Annotated in this window: 22 protein-coding genes and 1 pseudogene; 8 read left to right on the plus strand and 15 right to left on the minus strand. The window is 39.3% G+C overall.

The features are described 5' to 3' along the window. Positions 1-7: 7 nt before the first annotated feature. Positions 8-1,504 (minus strand): arabinosylfuranosidase ArfA, encoded by a 1,497-nt coding sequence (gene arfA, locus I6N96_RS07495; protein WP_430650131.1) that lies wholly within the window; start codon positions 1,502-1,504, stop codon positions 8-10. A gap of 203 nt (positions 1,505-1,707) precedes the next feature. Here arfA and I6N96_RS07500 point away from each other — a divergent pair, with 203 nt between their 5' ends. Further along, positions 1,708-2,598 (plus strand): ArsR/SmtB family transcription factor, encoded by an 891-nt coding sequence (locus I6N96_RS07500; protein WP_209556945.1) that lies wholly within the window; start codon positions 1,708-1,710, stop codon positions 2,596-2,598. Positions 2,599-2,795: 197 nt separating this feature from the next. Here I6N96_RS07500 and I6N96_RS07505 read toward each other — a convergent pair whose 3' ends face one another. From I6N96_RS07505 to I6N96_RS07540, 8 genes and pseudogenes are all read right to left on the minus strand, one after another. Further along, a complete protein-coding gene (locus I6N96_RS07505) occupies positions 2,796-4,520 on the minus strand; it encodes a hypothetical protein (RefSeq protein WP_209556946.1) in 1,725 nt (574 codons plus the stop codon). A gap of 257 nt (positions 4,521-4,777) precedes the next feature. Next, positions 4,778-5,860, minus strand: coding sequence for a GntR family transcriptional regulator (locus I6N96_RS07510; protein ID WP_209556947.1), 1,083 nt, complete (start codon positions 5,858-5,860; stop codon positions 4,778-4,780). A gap of 162 nt (positions 5,861-6,022) precedes the next feature. Next, positions 6,023-6,412 (minus strand): DUF805 domain-containing protein, encoded by a 390-nt coding sequence (locus I6N96_RS07515; RefSeq protein WP_209556948.1) that lies wholly within the window; start codon positions 6,410-6,412, stop codon positions 6,023-6,025. A gap of 163 nt (positions 6,413-6,575) precedes the next feature. Continuing rightward, entirely contained in the window at positions 6,576-6,947 is a 372-nt protein-coding gene (locus I6N96_RS07520; protein WP_209556949.1) for an iron chaperone, read from the minus strand. Between the two features lie 243 nt (positions 6,948-7,190). Then, positions 7,191-7,310: pseudogene (locus tag I6N96_RS19985) on the minus strand (AbgT family transporter); the annotation flags it as partial. A 216-nt stretch (positions 7,311-7,526) separates the two neighbouring features. Then, positions 7,527-8,651, minus strand: coding sequence for a sensor histidine kinase (locus I6N96_RS07530; RefSeq protein ID WP_209556951.1), 1,125 nt, complete (start codon positions 8,649-8,651; stop codon positions 7,527-7,529). Then, positions 8,652-9,302: a response regulator transcription factor gene (locus I6N96_RS07535; RefSeq protein ID WP_209556952.1), complete on the minus strand. Its 651-nt coding sequence runs from the start codon at positions 9,300-9,302 to the stop codon at positions 8,652-8,654. It lies immediately after the preceding gene. A 19-nt stretch (positions 9,303-9,321) separates the two neighbouring features. Next, positions 9,322-9,930: a hypothetical protein gene (locus I6N96_RS07540; RefSeq protein ID WP_209556953.1), complete on the minus strand. Its 609-nt coding sequence runs from the start codon at positions 9,928-9,930 to the stop codon at positions 9,322-9,324. Positions 9,931-10,339: 409 nt separating this feature from the next. Here I6N96_RS07540 and I6N96_RS19935 point away from each other — a divergent pair, with 409 nt between their 5' ends. The 5 genes from I6N96_RS19935 to mafR all read left to right on the plus strand — a co-directional run bounded on the left by I6N96_RS19935 (position 10,340) and on the right by mafR (position 15,549). Beyond that, positions 10,340-11,317 carry an ArsR/SmtB family transcription factor gene (locus I6N96_RS19935; RefSeq protein ID WP_209556954.1) on the plus strand — a complete coding sequence of 326 codons (978 nt, stop codon included), beginning with the start codon at positions 10,340-10,342 and terminating at the stop codon, positions 11,315-11,317. Between the two features lie 78 nt (positions 11,318-11,395). Further along, positions 11,396-12,193: an ABC transporter permease gene (locus I6N96_RS07550; RefSeq protein ID WP_245186881.1), complete on the plus strand. Its 798-nt coding sequence runs from the start codon at positions 11,396-11,398 to the stop codon at positions 12,191-12,193. 10 nt (positions 12,194-12,203) lie between these two features. After that, complete coding sequence (locus I6N96_RS07555) at positions 12,204-13,181, plus strand: ABC transporter ATP-binding protein (RefSeq protein WP_209556955.1); 978 nt, start codon at positions 12,204-12,206, stop codon at positions 13,179-13,181. After that, entirely contained in the window at positions 13,178-13,978 is an 801-nt protein-coding gene (locus I6N96_RS07560; RefSeq protein WP_209556956.1) for an ABC transporter permease, read from the plus strand. Before I6N96_RS07555 ends, I6N96_RS07560 begins: the two co-directional genes overlap by 4 nt. A gap of 119 nt (positions 13,979-14,097) precedes the next feature. Beyond that, the gene (gene mafR, locus I6N96_RS07565) at positions 14,098-15,549 is read left to right on the plus strand and encodes a global transcriptional activator MafR (protein ID WP_209556957.1); all 1,452 of its coding nucleotides are present in this window, start codon (positions 14,098-14,100) and stop codon (positions 15,547-15,549) included. Positions 15,550-15,627: 78 nt separating this feature from the next. On the opposite strand, the gene I6N96_RS07570 is transcribed toward mafR, so the two are convergent. From I6N96_RS07570 to I6N96_RS07595, 6 genes are all read right to left on the minus strand, one after another. Next, a complete protein-coding gene (locus I6N96_RS07570; RefSeq protein ID WP_209556958.1) occupies positions 15,628-16,062 on the minus strand; it encodes a GNAT family N-acetyltransferase in 435 nt (144 codons plus the stop codon). 40 nt (positions 16,063-16,102) lie between these two features. Then, on the minus strand, positions 16,103-16,570 hold the full coding sequence (locus tag I6N96_RS07575; RefSeq protein ID WP_209556959.1) for a DUF7832 domain-containing protein: 468 nt from the start codon (positions 16,568-16,570) through the stop codon (positions 16,103-16,105). Between the two features lie 365 nt (positions 16,571-16,935). After that, entirely contained in the window at positions 16,936-19,515 is a 2,580-nt protein-coding gene (locus I6N96_RS07580) for an HAD-IC family P-type ATPase (RefSeq protein WP_209556960.1), read from the minus strand. Between the two features lie 311 nt (positions 19,516-19,826). Then, positions 19,827-21,200, minus strand: a complete 1,374-nt coding sequence (locus I6N96_RS07585; RefSeq protein WP_209556961.1) for an MATE family efflux transporter — start codon at positions 21,198-21,200, stop codon at positions 19,827-19,829. Between the two features lie 205 nt (positions 21,201-21,405). Then, positions 21,406-22,791 carry an SMI1/KNR4 family protein gene (locus I6N96_RS07590; RefSeq protein ID WP_209556962.1) on the minus strand — a complete coding sequence of 462 codons (1,386 nt, stop codon included), beginning with the start codon at positions 22,789-22,791 and terminating at the stop codon, positions 21,406-21,408. A 45-nt stretch (positions 22,792-22,836) separates the two neighbouring features. Beyond that, positions 22,837-23,598 (minus strand): hypothetical protein, encoded by a 762-nt coding sequence (locus tag I6N96_RS07595; protein ID WP_209556963.1) that lies wholly within the window; start codon positions 23,596-23,598, stop codon positions 22,837-22,839. Between the two features lie 268 nt (positions 23,599-23,866). Here I6N96_RS07595 and I6N96_RS07600 point away from each other — a divergent pair, with 268 nt between their 5' ends. Beyond that, positions 23,867-24,502: a hypothetical protein gene (locus I6N96_RS07600; protein WP_209556964.1), complete on the plus strand. Its 636-nt coding sequence runs from the start codon at positions 23,867-23,869 to the stop codon at positions 24,500-24,502. A 610-nt stretch (positions 24,503-25,112) separates the two neighbouring features. After that, positions 25,113-26,057 (plus strand): helix-turn-helix domain-containing protein, encoded by a 945-nt coding sequence (locus I6N96_RS07605; protein ID WP_209556965.1) that lies wholly within the window; start codon positions 25,113-25,115, stop codon positions 26,055-26,057. Positions 26,058-26,560 lie beyond the last annotated feature (503 nt).

A 26,560-nucleotide genomic window follows, 5' to 3' on the forward strand; every position in this document is an offset into this window, starting at 1 on the left:
TTCTTTTTTACTTCAACGTGCATCTGATCATATTCCAAGACAACGGTTGTAATTGACAATTTATTCCAGCAGCATCCAACGTATATTCCTCTGACTCGACAGGCTTCACACGCCCATTTCGTTCAGTATTTACCTCTTTGATATCAAATCCGCTCATTTGAGAAAACTCTTTGACTGATTCAATAGCCAAACCATCGAAACCGATTTCAAAATCAAGCACATCACGTCCGCGATTGACGGCAAAAACGACTAGTTCTTTCTTCTCTTCATTCAAGACAGCAATCGACTCAAGATAAGGAACCTTTTCAAAATCCTTCGTCGCATAGGTTTCCGATTCGATCAGCGGCTGTAGCACCATTCCCCGACCATAGTTGGATACCTGCATGAATGGATAGAAAATCGTTTGTTTCCAAGCTTCCCCTTCCGAACCCGTCATGATCGGCGCAATCACATTGACCAGCTGTGCCAGACAAGCGATTTTCACTCGGTCGCTATGTTTCAATAACGTGATCAGCAGACAGCCTAGAAGAAGTGCGTCCTCAAAATTATAATGATCTTCCAGCAAAGGCGGTGCTACTTGCCAAGGCTTGACCTTCTCATCATGCTCATTGCTGTGATACCAGATATTCCATTCATCAAAGGACAGGTTGATTTGCTTTTTACTATGCTTTTTGGCTTTGATCGCATCACACATCGCTGTTACACCTGTGATGAATTCATCCATATCCAATGAACGTGCTAGATAATTTTCAAGATCATCTTCTTGATTACCATAGTACTGATGCAAGGAGAGATAATCGATATACTCATAGGTATGTTCTAAAACCTCCAGCTCCCAATCACCGAATGTCGGCATATGACTATGGGAACTTCCACAAACAACCAGTTCGATTGAGTCATCCACCAGCTTCATGGCTTTGGCAGTTTCTGCTGCTAATCTGCCATATTCCTCTGCCGTTTTATGACCGATCTGCCAAGGGCCGTCCATTTCATTCCCAAGACACCAAGTTTTAATATTCAATGGTTCTTCCAATCCATTTTCTTTCCTCAGGTCACTCCAATAGCTCTCACCTGTATAATTGCAGTATTCTACTAAATTTCTTGCAGCGTCGATTCCCCGAGTTCCTAGATTGACAGCCATGTTGATCTCTGTTTCTGCCTTTTTAGCCCATTCATAAAATTCATGCAGCCCAACTTCATTGGTTTCTGTTGTTCGCCATGCTAAATCTAATCGTTTTGGTCGTTCACTTACAGGTCCAATGCCATCTTCCCAATTGTACCCTGATAAAAAATTTCCTCCGGGATAACGGACAAGCGGCACATTTAATTCCTTTACCAGTTCTAAAACGTCTTTTCTAAAACCATTTTCATCTGCTGATGGGTGATTTGGTTGATAAATCCCCTCATAGACTGCTCGCCCCATATGCTCAATAAATGATCCATATAGTCTTGTATCTACCTCAGAAATAAAAAAATGCTTATTGATCGACAATTTCGCTTTCAAAACCAGCCCTCCTTTAATATTTATCTAAATAATAAATCATATTGCAAACGCTGTCAATAATATTTATGTTAAATAATAAATTTTATATAAGCTAATAATTAATATTTATATTAATTATAGTTTGACGAACAGAATATCATTTTATATAATTAACATATATGCTAAGATATAGAGATAGAAGTTAAAGGTCGTGAGGTGACAATATGCAACTAGAAGTCAACGAGGAATCCCTACCTGTATACGAGGCGTTAGCAAGCAAGGTGCGGATCAACATTATTCAACTGCTCTCAAAAAACAAAATGAGCGTCAAAGAATTGGCAAATGCTTTAGGTTTGAGCAGCGCAATCATTACGATGCACATAAAAAAACTGGAAGAAGCCAACATCATCAAAACAGAAAAAGTCGGACAAAAGAAAATCTCCAGCCTGCGGGTAGATAAGATCGATATCAATTTTCCGGAGAAGATCTTCAACGCCTTCGACTTTAAAGAAACCTTTATCCCTGTTGGTCACTATACCAACTATATGATTGAACCAACCTGTGGACTGGCAACAATCAATGAATTCATCGGGGATGTCGATGAGCCTAAGTACTTTATGGATACACGAAGAATGGACGCTAGAATTCTCTGGTTTACCAAAGGCTTCGTGGAATATCAGACACCGAATTTCCTTTCTAAGAATGAAAAGCTGGAAATGCTGGAAATCTCAATGGAAATCTCTTCAGAATTTCCTTTTGCCAATGACAATTGGCCGTCCGACATCACCTTTACATTGAACGGTGTTGAGCTAGGTACATGGACAAGCCCTGGAGATTTCGCTGACATCAGAGGAAAGTACACCCCTGATTGGTATCCGGATAACCTAAATCAATACGGCTTATTGAAGACAATTCGAATCACAAAGCATTTGACGAATATGGATGGTGTTTCCCTGTCGGATATAACCATCGCGGATATTCCCAGCGACGAAGACACTTGGCACTTGCGAGTAGAAGTAAAAGACGATGCCAAAAACGTCGGCGGCTGCACCCTATTCGGCCGCGGCTTCGGAAACTATGACCAAGACATCAAAATCAAAGTGTTTTATAGTTAGGAAAGCTGAACGAGCTTGTTCAGACTTTGAGTAGATTTATCTATTTATCGAAAAGTCTAGCTCGTGAAGCTAGATCAAAGAAAAGCTGAACAATCTCAAACAAGAAAAAAAAGACAGAAGCTGCTGACTCGCTTCTGTCCTTTTTTATTTATCATGGTCACTTTAGCTATTCCCCTACCAACATCAACAATCAGATTTTAAAGCATATCTATCTCAGCTTTATATTCTGCAATTTTATCTGTTTGCCGCTTCCAAATTTCTAAATGCCTATACATGTCATCCATACGATCACGTTTACCGCTCGAGGAAAAATGAAAAACTCGATCCTGCATTGTTATTATCAGAGCTCGACTGGTGATTCGCTTGTTTTTATCCTTCCTGTAATCCATACGTACATTCTCTATTTCAGATTTTTGATAAACACAACGTTCATTGGCTATCTTCAATTCAAAGGTTCCATCAGTAGAATCAATCAGAGTCACATTTTTACAAAAAATCTTATCATAGATTTTTTCTAATGGCGTAGCTATAAATATGACAGACAACACTATGATTATCAGCAAAAATGGAATAGTTATGATTTTACTTGGATTGTCCGTAAATTGAAGCAGTCCCCACAACCCGCCTCCTAGGAAAAGTAAAAAGGCAAGGATTCCCACGATATTAAAAATCGTTCCTATGATTGTTTTCAAAAACGGAATTTTGCTATATCTAAGCTTTTCCACGATTTCTCCATTTATAAAATCGACCTCTTCTTCTACCCAATACAGTTCTTCGGCAAGTTCCTCTTCCTGTTGCTCCTCTAATAACAGCTCCCTTACTTCAACAGGACCAATCCCCTGTCTCCACATATCTAGATAGCTTTGCATGATATCCAGACTATCGAAGTCTCCATCTGAAGCAAAACGGAACACCTCGCCATTCACCTTTAGATACAACGTACGTCCTATCACAGAACTGTTCTTGCCCCGACGATAAAACATTTGTGCATCTGAAATTTCTTTTTTTCGATGCTTACGCCATTCACCTGCAATGCTTATCTCAAATGCTTCATCTCCGGAGTCAACCAGGATGATCTCTTTTTTAAACAGCCTATTAAATGAAGCTCTAAGAGGCAGCATCACATAAAATCGAAAAAGAACAAACGACACACCTAGCCCTAAAAGAGTTGGTATGGTATAGAAATCATCCAAGAACAGGCGGGGAATTATCATAGCTGTCAGCATAAAGAACAGCAAAAGAGCAATTCCCAACAGGCCGAATAGAGCACCTGTAATGGTCCTTAGAAAAGGAGTTTTACTATATCTTAGATACTCCAGGATTCTTACATTCCCTTGATTTCTTTCTGTTTCAAGCCAACCAGTTTCTGCTCGATATTCTGCTGATTTATCTGCCTGCCGCTTCCATGTATCCAAATATTTATATACTGTATCCAGTTCATCTCGTTCTCCCTTTGAAGAAAATCGAAAGCTTCTATTTTTTATTTTTACCAATAAAGTTCGTCGCTTTACCTCTTCATTTCTATTTTTCCTGTAAACCATCTGAACCTTCTTCAAATCAGATTTCCGATGATTGCATTGCTCTTTTCCAAGCAGCAGCTCAAACCGTCCGTCCTTCAACTCTGTTAATGAAACCTCTTTTCGAAATACTTTTCTATATAAGAGCACAATAAAAAAAATAATGACCATCGCTATGATTGCCAGCAATGATCTAGCTGCAGTTACCCGGAGTTCACGCTCCAGTCTGGAAAACATTTCAAAACTCTCCAATATACTTACTGATATAAACAGACTCAATAGTGCGCCAGCTGCCATAGTAAAAACAGCAAATACGAGCTTATCAACGAAATATCGACAATAATCTATCTTCTTCTCCTTCACAATCGTCTTACTTGTCCCAGCACTTTCTTTCATTTGAACCACTACAGTTCCTCCCTTTTCTCTTCACTATTGTTCTCCTTTAGTATCATGAATACCCATTCCAACAACATAAATCTATTATAACAAACATACTCTTTATTCAGACCTGTAATTGCAAAAAATCGACATTTTCCAAAAATATGAGCTCACCTTGATAAGTCATAAGAATAGCAGTCGTTATTGCCTACTCTTAGAAAAATTGCCGCTTCTTGTGCAACAAATTATTTAGTGAGATGCATATTGAAAATGTCGATAGCTTTTCAGTTATTTTTCTTTGTTGATTGACGTTCGATTACTTGGGGATCATATAGGATATTGTCACTGATGATTTTCTTATCGATAGCTCGAATCATCCACTGTGCAGCATCTCTGCCCAGCTGTTCCTTTGGATGACTGATTGTTGTCAATGGAATTTCGCCAGCTGTACTTAAGTAAGAATCATCCTGTCCGATAATCGCGAAATCCTCAGGAATTTGCTTTCCAGAAGCCGTCAAGCTTTGAGCAAGAGAGTTGGCGATTTCATCATTGTAGCAGACAATCCCTTTGATCGTATTCGTCTCATCCAATAATCGCTGAACAACACGAGCAACGACCTCCTGCTTCTCTTCTGTCGTATACGTAAAAATATTGGCAGAATCAAACATCAATTTTGCTTTTTCAAAGGCTTCAATAAATCCCTTCATACGCAGCTTCCCTTGTAAATCATCGATTTTCACAATCAACGCCAGCTGGTCTATTCCTTGATCAAGCATAAATGAGGTTGCCGCAAAACCAGCTTTGACATCATCCAGACTAATATACGGAAGGTCTAGTTCCTCATAATGGGAATTGATCATTACTACAGGAATACCAGATTCCTTCAAGGAAAGATAGTAGGACAGATTGGGATTATACTGATTGCTCCTCGTCGGCTCAACGATCAAGCCATCCACCTGCTGAGAAATCATACTTTCCAGACACTTTCGCTCCTGCTGCAGATCATTTCCAGTACTCGCTAACAGCAGTGAATACCCATTTTCTCGAAGTGTTTCTTCAATCCCGCGGATGATAGAAGGAAAAATATAATCAGAAAGATAGGTGGTGATCACGCCAATCGTTTTTGTTCGTTTTTCTGAAGCATCCTTTGTTTTGAATCGATCATCCACATAGGTGCCTGAGCCTTTTTCCTTCCGAAGAAAACCTTCGTTCGCTAATAAAGCAATCGCCTGACGAATGGTATGACGACTAACTTGGTAGCTCTCCTGTAATTTCAACTCCGGCGGTATAACAGAACCGACAGGATATTCTTCATTTAAAATCTTTGTGCGAATCTCATTCGCAATTTGTTGATATTTGGCTGCCATCTTCTTCCTCCACGAAAATTTGTACGGTCATCTTTTATAATAGGTCTTTTTGCTGCAGGAAGCAAGCGAGGATTTTTTTGCTGCAGAGAGATCCAATAAAAAAACGACCTGATCCCCTATACTCAGGAATCAGGTCACATTCGTCAATTGCTATCTCTTATACTAAGAAAGTTCAGATTGATTCACATTCCATCGTGAATACGATTTACTTGGCAGAACCATGAAAACAAACATGATGATTGGTCCGAATAATGGGATAAGATACACCAAAATCCACCAGTTGCTCCGATTCGTATCATGCAAGCGACGTGCCCGAACAGTGAAATTCGCCAACCAAATCGCAAAGGTCAATCCCATAAAAATGAACGCATAGATATTCAACTTAGTAAACTCCTGTGTCTCCACATTATAGTACTGAGAAATGTTTGTTACCATCCCATAAATAAACAATAGCAGATAGTTCAATAGCTGAGGCCACCAATATTGTCCACGAGTTGCTCTGGCATCCATCACAGTTATATTGCTCCAATATTCTTTATATGCTTGTATCATTTGAATCTCCCCCTCTCGATTAAATTATCCTCAATTTTATAAAACGACGCAATTGATAGGCTCAGGAAATGTATGCATGAGGTATCTGCATATTAGTAATGACTAAAGGTCCTCTTCTGATTTGACCAACGATAATTGTCAGTTTTGGAGGATTTCAGCGAATTCATTTCCGCCAAAAACTTGTATAATCAGCCTTTTCTTGGATATTGAACATGATGATTCGCTGCAGCAATTCAAAATCAACAGGCATGTCCCAAGGAATTTGAATCAATTCCTTTGTCATCTTATATCCAGCTTTGGTAATCTCCTCAGAAAAATGTTCAATTGCCGCTTTTTCCGGCGCAACAGACATATGCTTCTTCGCTGTACTAAAGGCAATAATGAACGTTCCGTGCGTAGTAAACATCGGTTGATTCCATGCTATTTTGACCTCCAGATCCGGAAAAGCTGCATGCACTTTTTCAAACACCTCTGTCATCTTTCTATGCTGTTGCGGGTCTTCGATTTTATCAAAAAATTCTTTTACAGTTTCCATCGTCGCCTCTCCCTTCTTTTTGTCTATACTATCCTATTGATTTCGTTCACTAAGCTCTTCAAATCCAACAGTCCAATTAGCAATAGCTTTCAGATAAATTATCGATGAAAAAACAAAAAATAACCAATTTTTTGCTCATATAGGCTAATGATGATGCAGATGTAAATATTTTTTAAATAACCAATCTCATAAAAAATAGGAATAGAAAAAAGCCTGAGACAACTGCCTCATTCCAAATTCTTGTTATATCCTAAGAGGCAAGCCAGTCAGCATAAAGTTTAAGCACACGATTATCCAGCCAATCAGAACACTCAACGAGTATGGCAACATAATCGACATCAAATCACCGATTTCAAACGTTGATGAATATCTTCTTCATCTCAATCATCACAATGCCCATGCAGATCATCAGTAATGATGTGATGTTACTCAGCGATTTTATTAGATAACGCTCAAAATAACAGCTTAAGGCTCCTTTAATTGGCTCACAAAAAAATGACTGCGTATTAAACAACGCAGTCACTTCAACTCTATGCTAGTTGAAAAACACTTCTTCACTTGCCTTTTTAGCCATATATTTTAAAAGACTATAAAAACGTTGGTTCTTCGTTCGTCAGATTGTATCGTTATCTTTCCATGATGCAGTAAAACAATTTCCCGGCAAATTAAAAAACCTTGCCCAGATCCCCCATATTCTGATGAAGAAAGCTTCTTCCCACGATTCATTTTTCTCAGTTGTCGTTCCGAAATCCTAGCACCTGAATTGGATAGTTCAATTTTCTTTCCTGAAATAATCAGCTGAACCTCCGTATCACCGGCTGCTCTGAACGCATTATCCAAAAGATTATCAAACAACCGCAGTAAGAGTACACGATTGCCCCAAACCTCTACTTCTTCAAAAATAGATAGCTTCAGCTTAGGATATTTATGGGTCAGATTTTGAATCAATTCACTCACATAAAGCTTCTCCATCTTCAGCTCGCCATCAGTTAGGTCTCCCATGATCAATAACTGCTCTATCACCTCTTGCAGCTGCTGTGATTCCTGAAATATTTCTTGACTCATTGTCATTTTCTCTTCCTCTGTTGTTTTCATCCGCATCAAATACTCTGAATAACCTGATATAAGGGTTAATGGTGTTCGTAATTCATGAGAAAGATTCTGAACCGGCTTATAGATTTTTTTCATCTGCCAATAGATAATCACGCTGAGGAATATAGAAAACAGAACACCAAACAATGAGCTGTATATAATTCTTTCTCTCTGCTCCAAATAGAGAAACGAGCTGTCCTTAACGAAAAGAACTTCAAATTCAGTACCTTCAATTCTCTTCGATGTACAATAAAAAAGATAGGTTTTTCTACTTCGTTTTTTGATTGAGAATCTTTCGATTTCCTGCATCTCTTCCAAAGAAACATACTTTGGAATGGAAGAGAAAAGAATACCATCTTGATTAGATATTTTAAAATAAAACTGCTGCTGCTCATTGATTACCTGAACTAGTTCTTGAGTAAAACCAGAAGTAGGCTCTTCTGCTAACTTCGATATGAGGAACTCGCTTTCTTCCATCCATTGCTTAAATAGCGCTGTTTCCTTGATCAAAGACTGCTGAAAGCTATAGCTGACAAAAGCGAACAGACCTGCAAATAGCATACCTTGAAACAACACCACTACAAAGAAAAAGTTCTTTTTCCATAATTGCATTTAGTCCACTTCCAATCTATAGCCAAGCTTAAATACTGTTTTCAGCTGTTTATCCAGCTGTAGTTTTTTGCGAAGCCGTTGAACATGGACATCTACTGTTCGCTCGTCACCTAAGTAATCAAAGCCCCATGCCAGCTGCAACAACTGCTCTCGTGTCAACGCCATATTTTTATGGCGAATGAAAACCTCAAGTAGACTAAATTCCTGCGGCTTCAGATTGATTAGTTCTCCATTCAGTTGGACTGTGTACTTTTCAAAGTTCACCACCAAATCCTGCCAGCTAAAAATCTCTTCCTCAGAATTAAAACGCCGTAAAACAACCTGAATACGGGCAATCAGCTCATCCAGAGCAAAGGGCTTAATAATATAATCCTCCGCACCAATATTCAACCCACGGATTCTATCCTCAATAGCAGAACGGGCAGTTAGATAGATGACAGGGACTTGCTTCATACTTTTGATTAAAGAAAAGCCATCAATGTCCGGCAATTGTATATCCAGAATAACCAGATCCACTACTTCTTTCTTTAAAACAGCAAGAGCTTCCATGCCATAATAAGCCTGGAAGCAGTCGTAGCCGACAGCAGTTAAACTGCTGTATATCAGCTTGTTGATTTTTACTTCATCTTCAACGATCAAAATAGTTTTCATTTCTTTTTTCCTTTCCCGCCTATTCCGGGTGATCAGATATCTCAAACAACTTCTGATCGATTTCCATAATGATTTCAGGACTCAAATCACGAACTTTTCCATCTGGATCAACACCATATTTCACACATATTTCAATGATTGGTGTTTCAGAATCAATTGCATCAGACAACGCTGCCACGTCACTGGATAAGGTTTCTAAGGAGTAGGCATATTCCCCGCTTTCTCCAATAATAACTTGACCATCTTCCTTCTCTTCATTTTTCGCAAGGATCGGCTGATTCCCATTCTCATAAAAAGAAGTCAGCGCCATCAGATAATTGTTTCTTTCTCGATCAACATCCTTCATTTTGGTTTGGCTGGCATCCACCTTATACTTCTCTTCAAAATCTACTACAATCCGTGGATCATAGTCTAAATAATCGACGTAATATTCTCGAACAGACATCTTATCGATTCTTTCAAATTCCTTTTGTGATCTTGCTATTGCTTCTTCTATCTCCTGATCGTTGGTAGCTGTCATTATGGACTGCTCTGACAAATTTTGAGCAAGTGTGACGCCACCGAAAAACAAAGCACAAATTGTCACCGTTGCGATTATCAGCTTTTTCCAAAGCCCCATTTTTTTCATAATATTTTCCTCCTTTGATTTCATTGTTGCTTATTCTTTTGATCGTTAAAGCTGCTTACCCAACAAGCCGCCTCTTGATACTTTAAGAATAACGAACAGTTATTGCCAAGTTGTAAACAACCGCTTCATTTGAATGCTTCTCTTTGTGCAGTTGTAAAATTTTTTATGATTCTGATACGAGTATATCATGTTGAAAAATGTTCTAGGACATATCTTAAGTACTTTCTAATTGCCTAAAAACAGTCGTCTCTCTCTTTACTAAAAATAACCAAGATAGTAAAGTTGAAAAAAATCCTTTATAATCTTAGTTGAATACTTATCGTTGAAGAAAATTTTTACACAACAGTACAAATAGATAAGCGGCACTATAGAAATGAAGTTTACTGTCCGCTGAGGAGTGAACCTATCAGTGAAAATAACGATCGAACAATCCTTGATTTGCGAAGCTGCATTGACTGCTTCCTATTTAGCTAAAAAGAGGACCGATGAGCTTCTTGAGCTCTTTTCAGAAAAAGAACTTTTGAGCTGGTCCAAGCGCTATGAGCGCTTTTTGAATCAGCAAAATCAGATGTATTTTCCTATGCTGTTTCTTTGGGATTTTCTCAGTGAAGTACCTGATAAGAATAATTTGAATGAGCTGTTTACTGCTATTAATAAGTTATCGATAGCAGATCTTTTAAAAAAATTGCTTCCGGGTTTATCACAAAAAGAAATCACACAGGGGAATTTTTCTTTCGAGAAAGCCCATTCTGGGTTCAAAACAGAAGCAGGCTTTCGAGAATTTTTATCTCAACCACGAGAAATGTTTCAGACAGCAGAACTGCTTTTGACGGAGATCATGCAAGAAAATTTTCTAAAGAAGGTAACTATACCTACTGAAGAATTTCAAGCTGCGGAAGCTTGGCTGACTGCCCTTACAGAAAAATCGAGTTATCTAGAGATGCTGCGCACGGTTACAGGTAAACCTTTACCAGCATTTCCTGAACCGAGAACGGCTGTCTTGATTCCTACAAAACTGTACCATATTCCCGTTATCGCTCATTCAGAGGATTTTTCCAAACAATTATTAACATTCCCTGTAACCTTTGCCGGACCGGGAGAAGTTAAAATCTCTCGAGCACGTGCGGTTAAGACCTTGAAGGTTCTTGCAGATGAGACACGCCTAGAACTGATCGAGCTGCTGCTTCAAAGAAGCTACTCCGGTAAAGAATTGGCAGAGCTTCTAGCAATTCGCCCTGCTTCTATTTCCCATCATATCCAACAACTGAGAGATGCTGGTTTACTGATGGAATATCGTGAAGGAAATACAAAATATTTTGGTATCAACAAACGGATTCTTCGCCAGACACAGGACTATTTAGAACAGATCAAAATAAAAGACTATTGACTTTCAAGAACACCAATTATAAAATTAGACAAACATCTAATTAGATGTTTGTCTAATTTTATTTAAGAAGGTGATTTTTTGTTTGCAATCATTCGCAGAAACTGGCAAATGTATCGTCGTTACTTTCCATTCACATTATTTGTCAATCGAATTTTAGGATCGGCCTTCCAGCTGATCAGCATTTGGCTGATTGCTAATTTTCTTTTCAGCAATCAGGTCAATGCAGTGACTGTCGGTTACATAACGATAGATCACTATTTTACTTATGCGGCAATTGGTATTCTTTTTTATAATTTGGGTGTTGCCACATTGATGAATGTCGGGCGTGCATTAATTACAGAAGTTCGTGAGGGAACACTGATGAGCTTGCTGATCACTCCTTACAAGATTTTCCAGTATTTTTCCGGTGTCTTCTTGGAGCAGCTGTGGCGAACATTGTTGGAGTTCGCCGCACTTTTTGGGATCAGCAAATTATTAGGCGCTGATTTTTCAGCAATCAGCTTATGGGCTTGGGCTATCGGGATCACATTTACAATTTGGGTATCTTTTGGTATGAGTATTTTTCTTGCCAACATCATGCTGCAGCTAAGAGATACATACATTAGTCAAAACACCCTGTTCATTCTTATCTATCTTGTAGCAGGCATCACCTTTCCAAAGGAATTGTTGCCAAAAGCCTTACAGATGGTTGGAGAACTGCTGCCGCTCACACAAGCATTAGAAGCCTTTCGTATCCTTTGTTTCCAACCCGAAAGATACAATCAGCTGCCGGCTCTGTTTGCTATAGGCTTTATCAGCTCATTGCTTTACCTGATTGCCGGACTCTATTGGTACAAAAAAACAGAGCAGAAAATCATCAGCTACATTTTTGAATAGGAGTGAAACTATGTTAGAAGCAGTCAACCTTTATAAGCATTACACCACAAAAACTCGCTTAGGACTTTTCAAAAGTGAAAAGCAGACAAAGCAGGCAACAAATGATATCTCACTAACTATTCCACCAGGTAAAATCATTGGAGTACTGGGAGAAAATGGCGCTGGAAAGACAACGCTGATCAAAATGCTGACCACCCTGCTATTGCCTGATTCCGGAACAATTCTGCTAGACGGCGAAGATATCAATCAACAGCTGAAAAAAACACGTCAACGCATCAACATGATTGCCGGCGGGGAACGAAATATCTATTGGCGTCTGAATGCGATGGAAAATCTACAGTATTTCGGCTCACTCTACGAGCTGTCAAAATCAGAAATCGATAGACGTTCCGAACAGCTGCTGAAACAATTAGACCTTTGGGAAAAACGTCATATCCCTGTGGAGCAATTTTCAAAGGGAATGAAGCAGCGTCTGCAGATCGCCAAAGGGCTAATCAATGACCCAGACTATCTTTTTTTAGATGAACCGACTTTGGGCTTGGATGTACAAATCGCCAAAGAGCTACGCCAAACCATCAAACGTCTGTCTAAGGAAGAAGGCAAAGGGATTCTTTTGACCACTCATTATATGGCGGAAGCCGAAGAGCTTTGTGATTACATTTATATTATTGATAATGGGACGATTTTATTATCTGGAAGCAAAGAAGAAATTTTTTCTCAGCTGGATTTGACCAGACAAGTCGTTTTCAATCTTCCAATTCTGGACAGAGAAACCATTCATAGCTATCTTTTACAATGGTCCGAACCCTTTGAAATAAGTGAAAAGAATGATGCTTTAGAAATTCGCTTATTTACCAACCAGCCTGATTTGCGTAAAATCATTAATTTCTTTTCAGATAAAAACATTGAGGTACTGCAAATAGAGATTGTTAATCCAACCTTAGAAACAGCATTACTGGCTTCAAAGGAAAGAGGGAGAGCAACATGAAGAATCTAGTCCTGTTTAAAGCCGAATTACGACGAACTTTTTTGAATGATAGTATCAATAGCTTTTACTTGTTTTCCATGATCCTATGGCCTGTGGTTTCTTTTATTCAGCTAGGATATAATTATCAGATTTTTCCTATCGAATCCTTAAAAATTGCGGGGATTCATTCCCAAAAGGAATTGCTGTATTTTGTTTTTATCGGCTACTGTGCCCTGACGTTTTTCCAAAATATCGTTCAAAGCGCTTGGCGTCTGGGCTATGAGCGACAGCAAGGGACTCTTAGCCAGATTTTCATGACGCCCGTCAACAAGCTGAAGTGGCTGTACAGTCGAACATTCGCCATGCTTTTTGGTAATGCTTGGTTTTTCTTGCTGCTGTTCATTATTGGGAATCTGTGGTACACAGGGATAACCATCCGCAGTCTTTTGACAGTCTTGCTTTCCGCTATACTGATAAGCGTTGGCGGATTAGTTTGGGGAGCCTTTATTGTCAGCTTCTTTGTGATTCTGAGAGATGGAACGATTCTTTATGTCTTTTTAGAAGGTCCGCAGGAAGCCTTCAGTGGTGTGAAGGTCCCATTGTCAGCTTCTCCTATATTGATCCGCATTATCGGTTCAGTCTTTCCCTTGTCTTATACGATTATTTTCTTGCGCAACCTGCTGGTTACCAAACAGAGCTTTGCTGTTGAATCGTTATATTTCTTCGGTATAAACTCTTTCCTGATCCTATTGACTACCGTGATATTGAAATATGGGGAGACATATATGCGCAAGACAGGCAACTTTGATTTGTATTGACCGACAGGTTTCTTTTCAGTCAGGAATATTTCGAGCCCTTGCATTGACAACAGATATTGATTGAGTCATTCTAATAAACAACGTATAATTTGAGTAACCAATAGAGAGGGTGACTCCTGATGTATTCATTAGCCAAACGACTTATTACTGAAAAGGATATCCGCAGAAAAGTGGAACTCCTGGAAAACCTGGTCAACCATCCCCAATTGACGGCAAAAGAGCTGGCTGAACGAATTCAGACAACACAGCGTACCGTATTCAATGATATACAAGGGTTAAGAATGGAGTTGCCTGAAGGCTGGACACTGGAAGCTGATGGGAACAACGGACTTTCCCTTATCTCCACCGAACATGCGACAACAAACGAAGTCTGGGAATATTTTATGAAGGACTCTATCAGCATTCAAATCGTCAGAGAGCTGCTTTCTTCAAAGAGTGTTCAAGTTCAATCCTTTCTGCTCTCACAAGGAATTTCTTTTGAAACATTGAAGCGTCATTTAGCTAAGCTGAATAAGGAATTAAAGATGTTTCAACTGAAAATAAAAGTATCCGCGACTTCCTTTGAATGGATTGGTGAAGAATCAAGTATTCGTATTTTTTACCATCGACTTCTTTTGCCCTTTACACATAATAATTTCTTTTTCGATGAATATCCGATCCACCAAGCAAACTATGCTCATTTCTTGCGGAGAATCGATCGAACAATGCTGAAAGTAGATACCGAAGAGGTTTTTGGGACTTGCTGGTTTTTCATCAACACGATCCGTATAAAGACAGGCTGCTTGATCGAGGAGATGACTTTTGAAAAGAAAGATGTGCTTTTTCAGTTATACCAAGAAGAGCTGGAAAAATTATACGCCTCAGAAGGGCTAAATCTGAAATCCACTGAGTCGTTTTTTGCTTTTTTCGCTTTTATGGAGAGCTGGAATTACAGTGCACCACCAACGGAGGAACTAAGAGAGATTTTGAATAAAAACTATGTATCTCTTTTCTCTTCCTGCAGAACATTCATGAACCAGTTGATTGAACGATTGAATCAACCCAAGCTTGATGATTCTCCTTTACTGGATAATTTCGTTCTGTTCTTGTTGAAATACTACGAATCACGACGCTTATCTGATAAATTTTTATTGGAGTACCAGGAGCTGTTTCCATTTAGTCAGCAGCAGTTTCCAGAGCTTTATCAGCTGATTCGAGAAGAAATAGCCAGCTACGAGCTGACTTATCTCCCTCACTCAAGCTATGTATTGAATACTATCACGTTACTAGTTCAAGAAGCGCTGTATCTTGTCTGTCCCAAGCAGATCACTGCTTACTTTCTTTTTCAAGGAGAGCCTGCATGGAAAAATTTTCTGTTCAGAGAAATACAGGACCTCGCCGGGAATAGGGTTCAGGTACAAGCAATCAATACAGATGGTCTTGATAAATCTCAATTGAGGGATGATGATTTTATTATTTCCAACTATCCTCTGACTGAAAAATATGAACAGACGCTCATCTATATTTCCTCCATTCCTACTCAAAATGAGTTACAGGAATTGAGAGAACTGATTCTGCCATTTTATTTGTAAAGAACATCAAAAAATAGTGTTTAGGGAAACAGCTTGCTATCATTTCCCTAAACACTATTTATCTTCGACCAATCGTTCCTATTTCCCCAACACAATCAATCCTGAGAGCTGATGGAATCCGTTTTTAAGATAAAATTTTTCCGCAGGAACACCTTTTTCCGTATTCAGCATCATCCCATCCATACCTAATTGTAGGATTTCTGCTTCGATTTGAGCTAAAAAAGCACTACCTATGCCTTTTCCCTGCAACTCTGTTTTAACACAAAATTCATCGATATAATATTCGATACCCTCTATCCAAGGTTTCTTCAATCCAAGACACAGTCCGATTACTTCATTGTCTTCAACTGCAATAAAATTCAGATAACAAGCTTGTGTCAGAAAATTTTTGATCAATCTTTCTACCTGCTCCTTCGACTCATATTCCTCATTCCACGGCTCTTTAGTAAACACTGAAATATAGAGTGCCGTTGCTGCATCGATATGTGTTTCTTCCAAATAATGGATTTTCACAAAATTCCTCCTCCCCTACTGCTTCAATCATTTTTTCCTGTCATGAAGTTGCTTCAAGCTGTAAAAACTCTTGGTAGCGCCGGTCGATGATCTCCTTCACTTTTTGATAATTTTCGTCAGAATAAATAATGCCGTAATCTGATTCTTCTACGCCGACCAGATACTCCAGCATCAGTGTTCCATAATCGGCTAGATAAGAGCTGTACTTATCGGCAAACATAGTATTTCCCTCATAATATTGATCCGCAAAAGCTACGCCAGCATCATCAAAATCTTCTGCCAATAAAACACCGTCATTGAATTCAAACAACAAATCCAGTGCACTGTGATTTCCCTCTCTAACAGATTGTACCTCCTCTGCCATATCATCCATTAGATCTTCTCCGACAAAATTATTTTCCAGCATCCAACGATAAAAGAACGCAATATGAACACCGCCTTGCTCAATCTCAATCCCCTTTGGAAAATCCGCCGCATCAAAATGCCACTTTGCTTTATCATATGCCATCGTATGTATTCCTCCTTCATTGAATCCATTCCTCTTAGAATCCAGCCTTTCCTACAGTTTAATGGAGCTGTTCTCTTGTATCAAGGAGAAGTTCGTTTGACATAATAATAAACACAATCGGCACCCATGAAATTATTTCCGGGTGCCGATTGCTAAGAAGTATGTGTGTGTGTTTCCTGAGTTGTTTTTAATGACAGAGTCTGCGCCCCTGTTTCCCGTTTTCTATAAAAACGTCACAGTCCGCTGTTCATCTAGTTTATGTGTAATATTGTGTTTCCCTATTCCTTCGTAACTTCATCAATGACATTCATCCTGTGCAATTGTGACAAGCGTATTCTTCCCCTTAGTACTATGTGCGCCGTGAGTTACGCCACCACCTCCTTTGATTTTTTCTTTCTAATCTTTTTAGTCACTAGCTTCTCCAGCTCCACAATCAGGAAGATCCCAAAAGTGTTTAACAGGATAGAGAGATGCTGAGATGTCGTCAATACTGTAAGTCCAATTGCTTGCTGTGCTATCGGTACAAGTAAAACGATTCCCTGTAGTACAGCTAAACATGCCAGAGAGATGAAAATTGCTTTGTTCTTGAACATCGCTTTATTGATCGATGGGTCAAGAAGCTCACGACAGTTAAGCATGTAAAACGCCTGTGCAAGTACAATACTTTGTAAGAGCATCGTCTGCTGAACCAGCTGGCTTTCAGCCTGCATGGCAATCAGGTAAGCCGGAACAGTGATTAGCAAGGAAACATAGACGATTCGGAAAATGCTGTAACCTGAAAGCATTGGCTCCTTAGGATCACGTGGTGAGCGCTTCATGATGCTCTCATTTGCCGGCTCGAACCCTAGTGCATAGGATAGCGTGATTGTTGTAACCATATTTACCCAAAGAATCTGAACCGGTGTTAATGGGAGCGGAAGATTAGTCATCAGGGCAAAAATCACAATCAAGCCCTGTGCCAAAGCGGTTGGTAAAAAGAAGTTGATTGTCTTTTTCAAGTTGTCAAAAATTCGTCTACCTTCCTTGACCGCTCTGGTGATTGTAGCAAAGTTATCGTCAGCTAAGACCATATCGGCTGCCTGCTTACTTACTTCACTGCCCTTGATTCCCATCGCGATCCCAATGTCCGCCTTCTTCAAAGCTGGAGCATCATTCACGCCATCACCTGTCATTCCTACTACCTCGCCGTTTTTCTGCAAAGCTGTAACAATCCGCAGCTTATGCTCAGGTGTCGTTCTAGCAAAAATATCTACTTTCTTTACTTGTCTTTGCAGCTCTTCATCTGAAAGATGATCTACATCTTTCCCTTCCAATGCATACGCTGTGTGATTCAGACCAATTTGTTTGCCAATTGCGATTGCTGTATCCTTGTGATCGCCAGTGATCATTTTTACTCCGATCCCAGCTTGAAGGGCTTCTCTTACAGCAACAATAGCAGACTCCTTCGGCGGGTCGATGATCCCCGCCAGTCCCGCCATTGCCACACCAGTCAACGTATCATGATTAAGCTCCTGATCCTTTGATACATGCTTCATCGCAAAGCCAAGAACCCGTTGTCCCTTCTGAGCCAGCTCAGCCGCCTGAGCTTTCCAGTAGTTCTTCTCTGCCTCATCCAACTGTGCCATTTCCAACAATACCTCTGGTGCTCCTTTGACGAACAACACATCCTTACCATCTGACAGCTCATGGACAGTTGCCATGTACTTGTAAGCAGAACTGAAAGGGATTTTATCCTTTTTCTCTAAGAAAGGAACAGGCTTATCATCCACAAACTTCAGCAAAGCCAGCTCAGTTGGATTTCCACTCAGCTCTGTCACAGATTGAGAGCCTGCAAGCTTCAAATCCTGACAGTTGTTCATGATCGAGGTGATTGTCAGCTCCGTTTCCTCATCTGTGGAAGCTGTAGGTGCACCCTTTGGCAGGATAATATCAGCGACTGTCATTTCATTCTTCGTCAAGGTTCCCGTTTTATCTGAACAAATCACTGTCATCGATCCTAATGTCTCTACTGCCGGCATACTTTTAACGATTGCCTTCTCCTCAGCCATCTCTTTTACGCCCATTGATAAGATCATGGTCAAAACAGCCGGTAGCCCCTCTGGAATAACTGCCACAATCAGAGCAATCACAGAAGAAAGCAGCAAACTGACATCCATTCCGTGCCTAAGCGTCGTGAAGAAAATCAAGAATACGATAAACCCAATCAAGCCCTTGAATATCTGCTTGTTCAGCTGGTTCATTTTCCGAATCAATGGCGTCGTCTGTTTTTCCACAGATTGCAACGCTGAATTGATCTGTCCGATTTCCGTAGCATCTCCAGCAGCAACAATTACACCCGTTCCTGAGCCATCTTGTACTAAGGTTCCCGAGAATGCCATGTTAGTTCTATCTCCCAGAGGTGTATCCTCTTCAAGAATACCTGTCTGTTTTTCTACAGGCAGAGACTCTCCTGTCAAGGCAGACTCTTCAATAACCAAGTCATGCGTCTCAATCAAACGTACGTCTGCCGGTACGACATCGCCGCTTTTCAAAAGGACGATATCACCGACCACCAACTCCTCAGAAGCTACTGTTTTCCTAATGCTTCCTGAAAGAATGACCGCTTCTTGCCCCATCATCTGCTTCAGACCATTCAATGATTCCTCAGCTTTACGCTCCTGCAGATAACCAATCAAACCGTTGATCACTACTACTGCCAGAATGATTCCCATCTCAACATAGCTTCCTGTGATTCCCTTTAGGACAGCTGCCACCATCAATACGATCATTAGCAAATCAACAAAGTGTTTGCCGATTTTCTGCCATGTCTTCAATTGATTTTTTTCAGATAGGGTATTAGTTCCCTCCTGCTCCAACTTCTGCTTTCTCGTCTCGTTGTCCAAGCCTTTCGTTGAACTATCTAGTGTTTGTATTACATCATCTGCTGTATATTTATGCCATTTCATAATTTTTTCCTCCTGTTATTTCTTTTGGATATACTCTTAGTATACGGATTTTGCCAGCCTGTGAAGGTCACGTTTTTCAGAAAGCTATGAAAAAAATTAGTTTGTTTGCAAAAACTATGCTTAAGCAATCAAGATAAAAAAATAGACAGCACGGCTCAAATAGAACCTCTGTCTGTTTTTTCTATTAAGGGTGGATCTAATCCAACCTATTTTTATCCAGATATGTCTGGATAAAAATAGGTCATCTCCAAAAGTTGATTATTCGTTTTAAGAAATAGGCATAATACGAATACAGTTATTCCAGAAATAGACTAAGAAGCCCCTTGCTCCAAATATTCTGTACTCAAGGAAGACATCGAATGAGACATTTGCTTCATATAACGCTTCATCATGACCAATGCAAAGATTGCGGTAACTAACTCTGTGATCGGCATGACCCACCAAAGAGTACCCGCACCTAGAAATGCCGGAAGTAGAAAGATCAGACTCCCGCTAATTACCAAACCACGAGCGATTGAAATGATGAATGCCGCTTTTGGCTTCATCAAGGCTTGAAAATAATACGTAGAAAAAATATTGAATGGCAGAAAAATAAAAGACAAACTATAACTGCGAATAATATCTGGTGCTATCGCCATGATTTCCTGACTTGGCTCCATAAAGATTTTCACCAGCATTAATGGTGCTGCTAAACTCAGCAATGTCCAAAACAGGCTGAAAAATCCGGCAGTTCCCAACGCATACTTCAATGTTTCATTGATTCGATTTCCTTTCTTAGCCCCAAAATTAACGGATAAGATCGGCTGAGCTGCTTGTCCGACACTATAGGCACAGCATTGTACGAAGGTGCTGATATTCACAATGACACCGTAGATCGACAAGGCATCTGTCCCCAAATATTTCATGATTTGTCGATTGAACAAAATCGTCACGATTCCCATCGCAACATCAACAAAAAATGTAGAAAACCCAATCACAGTAATTTCCTTCAGCTTCCTCATAACATTTTTCGGTTTCCTCAGCACCAACGTATTCCTCTTAGTCAGAAAATGGGTCAGAAGCAACAGGAATGAAATTCCCGAACCGATGGCAGTAGCTAAGCCAGCGCCAAAAATCCCCATATCAAAGGTAAAGACAAAAAGATAATCGCCAAACATATTGAATACACCGCCGGCAAGAATTGCCGTCGTAGCAAGTCCCGGGCTGCCGTCGTTCCTTAAAAAAGCCGCCAGCATTTGATTAAACAGAAACGATGGTAGAACAAACTTTATCGGCAGCAGATACTGCTGCGCTAATGGCAGTAATGCTTTGCTGGCACCAAACAGTTGTAGTAAAGATTGTTCAAATGAAATGAAACCGCCCCATGCAAGAACAGCTAAAATAACTGAGCCAATGACAGCGACTGTAAAATAATCATTCTCTACTTCATCTACACCTGCCATTTTCCCTTTCATCGTACTAAATATGACTGAACCCCCGATACCCATAAGCAGTCCAAGACTGTAAATAATGTTCCATACTGGAGCAACTACTGCTAGTGCCGCAGTACCATCAGGTCCTTGATATTGTCCGACCATTGCCATATCTACAACTGAATAGATTGACGTGATCAGCGCACTGCCAAAGGCCGCCGACAGGTAACGAAAATAGACCTTCTTGATTTTTCCCTCTAAAAATTCATTCATGATTATCCTCCTTTAAAATAAAAAAAGCCGGATAAGGCAACAGATATCTCAATCCGTTGTCTTATCCAGCGCATCATTTCAGTGAATGATCTGCCCTCCGAGCTAATACTATTTATTTTAGAGTTTGTTCTATCTAATGTCAAGAACCCATTTAGCAATGAACTTATTTGGTCCCATATCCGATCATCATAAAAAATTCTCAACATCAAGCATTCTCTTTTTCAATCTGAATACCGTTGTTTTCAAATGCAATCACTAGGTTTGAACGCATCATCTGATCATTGCTGTACCTTTCCCACATCTGATAATAAGCTTTGACTAACTCAGGATGCTGTTCACGTGCCATCCCTTGTAGTGCCGCATGGGCAACCCAATAAGAATCGCTCTCCATCCAAAGAATAAATTCATTTAGATAGTCCATATGATCTTTGGCATGGCTGATAGCCCAAACTGCCGTTTTTCGTTCATCCTCTTTTACCGTTTCATCCATAGCAAAAGCCAGTAAATCTTTTCCCATAAAAACACTGCATTCCTTCATGAAGAAAATAACTTGGCTTTTCCCTTGCAAGTCTTTATCCCACAGCAGTTTTGCCATAGCAACGTAATACTCGTTTTTCACAGATTCCGGGATTCGTCGTGCACAAGCAACTGCTGCTGAGACATTTCCTCCCTCAAGCAGTCGATCAAACATTCCCATCGCAGAGATCTCATCAAATTTCAGTAACAGCTCTAAACGCAATACATCCAACTCTTCATCATCTCGTTGTTGAATGAATGTGATTGTACTAGGGGAAATTGTTGAAAATCGATAGAGACTTCTCAAAATATCATATCTTTCTTCTTTATCAGCAGTGGGGTAATCATGTTTTAACTCTTCCTCACTTCCCAATCTGAAATACCCATAGGAGGTGGTACTATTGCCCTGAATGATTTCTTTAAAGTAGTTCTCATACCACTCTAAAAATGTCATATTTGTTAAATATGGACCGTAATCAGGATCTAGATTCCAGTCGATATAAACGATTTTACCTATTTCCGAGCCACTTACCATCAATAGATTGTCATACGTACAGCCTTGTGTACCAATATTCAGCATCCCGCCGTATAACTGGTCCATTGCTTCATCATATAAATCATCATCGTCTTCTGTCTCATCCATTATTTGCTTCCAGTACTCTTTACTCAGCTTCCTATCAATCAATGCTTCTCTACCGACAGCAGCAGTGTGCTCTCCTGAACCAATGACTTTCTCCAATGTTGTTACTCCATAATACGGTCCCGCACCGCCATTACCTACCTGCGTCAGAAAAAAGACATACTCTTTCGGCAAAATGATCTGGTATCTTTCTTCAAATGCTCTTACTTCAGCTATAGATATTACTGGTCCCAATTGATACTTGTGCGTACCTGCGCCGAAAATCTCTCGCCCTTTATCTACATCCCCAGCCGTAGCAACCAAGTTTCTAATATACAGACCATGAGCTTCCGTTAGTCGATCACCTGTAAAGGGAACCCATTCTACATGTTTCTCATTGTATTTTTCCTTACTATTCGTTTTTCTAGAGAATAAATTTTTCAAATTATTTAACATTGCTGCCTCCAAAATATTATTGCCCTTATTTGAATACAAAATAAATCAGCTTATAAAAAAATCAGTTGAATAAGGAAAATTCCCCCTGTTCCATAACCATAGTGGTGTATGGATATCGATTGGTTCATAGTTGCTGTGCTCTAACAGTTCTTGCCAGCGCTCTGCTACAATTTGCTGTACGTTGTTATTTTTTGATTCTTCTTCATTTATCAGTCCTAATTTAACACTTGCTTGAATAACATTTGTATCTGGTGCGACAGAAATATTCCAACGATCTTTCAGCTGTACATCTGTGTATTGAGTCATAACATATAGCCAGTAATTCATGATTTTATTCCCTGACAAATAAGGAAAAGCCTTTTTATTATTGAACATATATGCTTTTATTTTTGATACAGTGTAGTCGTTTTTCTCAAAAAAATTACGTACATCCCCATCAAAACCCTCTTGGAAAGTCTGGCAAAGTCGAGACCAAATTATAGGCTGTTTATTCTTTTGCAGAGCAACCTTATGCTTTATAAGCTTTACTCTAAGCTCCTCCTCTTCCATAGAGACAACCTTTTTCGGAATAAATATATCTGCCGTCCGTGGATCTTTGGCAGCAGCATCCGCACTCTCCCATAATTTATAAGCATTTCTTTGATAGTTTAGCGCCATTGGCAAAGTATAATATAAATAATTTTCTTTACTCCCTTTCGAATAACCAGGATTATAGTCTTCAGGCATGATTTCCCCGCCCAGCTTTCCAGATTTATGGTACTCGATAAGTATCATCGCCTTATTAAAAATCTCTTTTTTATTGTCCATTTGATCCTCCCAATATTGAGTATTTGTTTAACTTTCTAAATTATCACTATAGTAAGAGTCCGTTGTTACCACCTTCAACCTGAGAAAAAATTATTTCTTATTCTTTGGTTAGCAGCCGTTTGTATAAAACTCTATCAATCACATCTATGTTTCATTGTTCACTATTTTTACTATCAATAATATAGTACCATTATTACGAAGGGAATTTGCCTTTTTTATAGCTTTATCCATTATTTCCTCAACTATACTAAAAAGGGTGTTGAACACAATGACAAAGATCGATCTTATCAGAACAAAATCTTCAGCGGATTTCTATGAAGTGGACTTGTTGATCGACGAAAAACCATTAGCTGAACAATTCTATTCCCTTACAAATAAAGAAGAACTTCTCTTACTAGCACTTGCCTGGGACAAGAAGCTGACCTCTCCCCAAGAAACACAATACATTCAAGAGCTGTTGAAGCAGAAAAAAAGTGGAAACATCCCACTTCTTATCTGTCCAGATGATTTGGATTTCGACTGTACAGTTGTTGTGGTAAAAATCAGCTATAAATCAGACTCTGTTGTTTGGCACAAAATCGGTTATGTTAAAAAGGAAAATTTTTCTTTTGATAAGAAGAAGACTTCCGGATACATGGATTATTCCACATGGGTAGAAAATGATGTTGAAAAATATTCAGAAGACTATTTTTTCAAAAAGAGTAAGGATATCAACTGGGAAGCTCTCTGGTCGCTGGAATGGACTGAGGAAGAGCGTCGCCGGATCTGGCATTATGATCATCCCTATTTCAATGACGATCAAAATATTGAGTGGCTCGTTGAGTTGAACTGGACATTTGATCTTCCTGTTTACGATGATATATTAACGAAGCTTATTAAGTTGGTTGAAAGCGATCCTCTATAAGCACTTGCTCATTTATTCACTAAGACAAACAAGCTCACTGCAAAAGCAGCGAGCCTGTAGTCATGGACGTAATGAAAGCTGCATTGTATAGCGCTGTCTGCAGCTTATTTTTGACTGTATTTATGCACATTTCAAAAAAATGAAATAACATTCAACGTCATTTAACAAATATATTAAAAGTAGGAAGATAAAGCTTAAAACTCTTAGTTTAAAGTAAACTGCCTACGTCCAATCTCACGATTCATGATATTCTTGATGAAAGGGTCGATCTTCTCATCCCTTTAGAATGGAGAACACCACCGAGCTTTTCCACACACACATAACCAAAAACAACGACCCTATTGATCATTGAAGTTAAAGCTCTTATTCACTCTTAGGCCTTTTTTTATTGATACTTCTCCTCTAAGAATTAGATATTCTCTCTTTACTCATCAAAAGAAATAAATCCTGTAAACTACCAAATCGGAAGCTCTCTTAGAGTTATTAAAAGAATCTCAAACATATTATCACCTCACAATATATTGGGGAAAACACTTTCAATATATTCTAAATAGATTATAATATAGACAAAATAAATTGTCTTATGACAATTGTAATATCAGGAGGGTTTATGAAGTTAGGAACGTACATACAATTTTACAGAAAAAAAAGAGCCTTGACACAGGCTGAACTGGCTGAGCGTATTTGCTCCCAATCAGAAATAAGCCTGATTGAACAAGGCAAGCGAACACCATCTTATGAAGTGCTTATGAAGCTATGCAACCGATTGAATATATCGATCGAAGCCATTACTGAAAAATCCATCGACCACATTGAACAACTGACGGAAGCCTTTCAGCGCCTTAATTTTTTGATGCTTAACAGAGACTATGGAACAATGAATCAGCTGTTGGCTGATCAGACAATCTGGCATGCGGCTTACGAAAAAACAGACCGGCAAAAACTATTATATTACCAAGGAATCTATACTTGCTTTCATTTAAAGGATAATGGCGAAGCACTGCGTATTCTAAAAATCGGTCTGACAGAAACGCTTTCTCTGAAGAACAAGGACCTCCATGTTATCCTCAACAGGAAAAAAGTCTTTCAGAAAACTGAAACATTGCTGATTGGTTCGATTGGTGCTGTCCTGCATTTAGACGGAAAATACAAAGAAGCCGAACCGTTTTTTGAAACAGCCTGCGGCAATATCAACAACTTGGCTTTTCAGGATCAGCCTTCAGAACTGGCGATCATCTACTATAGCGCCAGTAAAAACTATAAATACCTGAACGAACATGCTCTAGCTCTGGAAACAGCTATGACTGGGAAAAACTGGGTGCTGTCCCACCATTCCACAGCGCGATTGCCTGAGCTGTTGTATGAAATTGCTGAAAATTATCGCATTTTAGATAGACAGGAAAGAGCAGAATGTTACTATATCGCTTCACTATCTGCTGCATTTTCGATTGAGGACAAATTAATTTTTGATTTGATGTACAAAGAATATCAGGTCTTTACCTCCATGGAAAAACTGCAAAATTTTCTAGAGGTCGTTACTTGTGTTGAGCAATGATGGGAGGGCATGGCAATTCTACTATAATCTAGACAAAAAGAGGCTGAGAAAGAAGTGTTTAGCTACAAGCATCAGGTAGGTACTTTTCAGCATCTGTTCTGCTTACTTTGTAAGCAATCACAGTGATTCACAGCAATAAGTCGGAGGGTCTACTTCTGACTCGCCGTTTATTCTGATTTAAGGTATAAAAAAGAGTGGAACAGATTATTGTCCCACTCACTTTTATATAAAGTCGCTTAAAACGGTAACTGATTTCTCTAAAAAATAATTAAAAAAATGGTCATTCGTAAGTCTATGCCGTAATTTTCGTATGTTCGATAAACAAACCTCATATAAGTCGATTTTGTCAGAATATCCATTTTTATTTCTGGCAAGGTTCTCCTTTGATAGCTTTGGCTATTTCTCACAGTGAAAATAAAAAGCAGAACTTACTGTTAGTGTAAGACAGGATAAAGAGCAGGGAGTATTGATCTGCCCCACCCACTGCTCTTTGCCATTCTTTT

It is taken from the genome of Enterococcus larvae (assembly GCF_017830045.1).
GTDB lineage: Bacteria > Bacillota > Bacilli > Lactobacillales > Enterococcaceae > Enterococcus_L > Enterococcus_L larvae.